Source organism: Streptomyces sp. NPDC037100 (assembly GCF_055606225.1).
Map to the genome: position 1 here is coordinate 1 of NZ_JBVJSX010000035.1, position 1,594 is coordinate 1,594.

1 protein-coding gene is annotated in these 1,594 nt (G+C 67.5%); it reads left to right on the plus strand.

What is annotated here, in order from left to right:
• The coding region (locus ACZ7EG_RS40050) for a glycoside hydrolase family 48 protein (protein WP_471089978.1) at nt 1–1,594 on the plus strand (1,594 nt) is incomplete at both ends.

A 1,594-nucleotide genomic window follows, 5' to 3' on the forward strand; every position in this document is an offset into this window, starting at 1 on the left:
CAAGGCATCGGTGACCGTCACCCAGCTGGCGGCGTCGAAGGTGTACGACGCCCGGTTCCTGGAGCTCTACGGGAAGATCACCAACCCGGCGAACGGCTACTTCTCCCCCGAGGGCATCCCCTACCACTCGGTCGAGACGCTGATCGTCGAGGCGCCGGACCACGGTCATGAGACCACCTCGGAGGCGTACAGCTACCTCCTGTGGCTGCAGGCCATGTACGGCAAGGTGACCGGTGACTGGTCGAAGTTCAACGGCGCGTGGGACCTCATGGAGAAGTACATGATCCCCACCAAGGCCGACCAGCCGACCAACTCCTTCTACAACGCCTCCAAGCCGGCCACCTACGCGCCCGAGCTGGACACGCCCAACGAGTACCCGGCCAAGCTCGACACCGGTGTCCCGGTCGGCCGCGACCCGATCGCGGCGGAGCTGAAGAGCGCCTACGGCACGGACGACGTCTACGGCATGCACTGGCTGCAGGACGTCGACAACGTCTACGGCTTCGGCAACTCGCCCGGCAAGTGCGAGGCGGGTCCGTCGGACACCGGCCCGTCCTACATCAACACCTTCCAGCGCGGCGCGCAGGAGTCGGTGTGGGAGACGGTGCCGCAACCGACCTGTGACGCCTTCAAGTTCGGCGGCAAGAACGGCTATCTGGACCTGTTCACCGGTGACGCCTCCTACGCCAGGCAGTGGAAGTTCACCAACGCTCCGGACGCCGACGCGCGGGCCGTGCAGGCCGCCTACTGGGCGGATCTGTGGGCGAAGGAGCAGGGCAAGGGCTCCGCCGTCTCCGCGACGGTCGGCAAGGCCGCCAAGATGGGCGACTACCTGCGCTACTCCATGTTCGACAAGTACTTCAAGAAGGCCGGCAACTGCGTCGGGCCCTCGACCTGCCCCGCGGGCACCGGCAAGGACGCCTCGTTCTACCTGATGTCCTGGTACTACGCCTGGGGCGGCGCGACGGACACCAGTGCCGGCTGGGCCTGGCGCATCGGCTCCAGCCACGCCCACGGCGGTTACCAGAACCCCCTGGCGGCCTACGCGCTCGGCAACTACGCGCCGCTGAAGCCCAAGTCGGCGACGGGCGCGGCGGACTGGGCCAAGTCCATGGACCGGCAGCTGGAGTTCTACCGCTGGCTGCAGTCCGACGAGGGTGCCATCGCGGGCGGTGCGACCAACAGCTGGGCGGGCCGGTACGCGACCCCGCCGGCCGGGAAGTCCACGTTCTACGGCATGTACTACGACGAGAAGCCGGTGTACCACGACCCGCCGTCCAACCAGTGGTTCGGCTTCCAGGCGTGGTCCATGGAGCGGGTCGCCGAGCTGTACCAGCAGACGGGGAACGCGCAGGCCAAGACGGTCCTCGACAAGTGGGTCAAGTGGGCGCTGTCCAAGACCACGATCAACCCGGACGGCACCTACCAGATTCCCTCCACGCTCCAGTGGTCGGGCCAGCCCGACACCTGGAACGCCTCGAGCCCCGGTGCCAACAGCGGACTGCACGTCACCGTCGCCGACTACACCAACGACGTCGGTGTGGCGGCCGCGTTCGCCAAGACCCTGACGTACTACGCGGACCGCTCCGGTGAC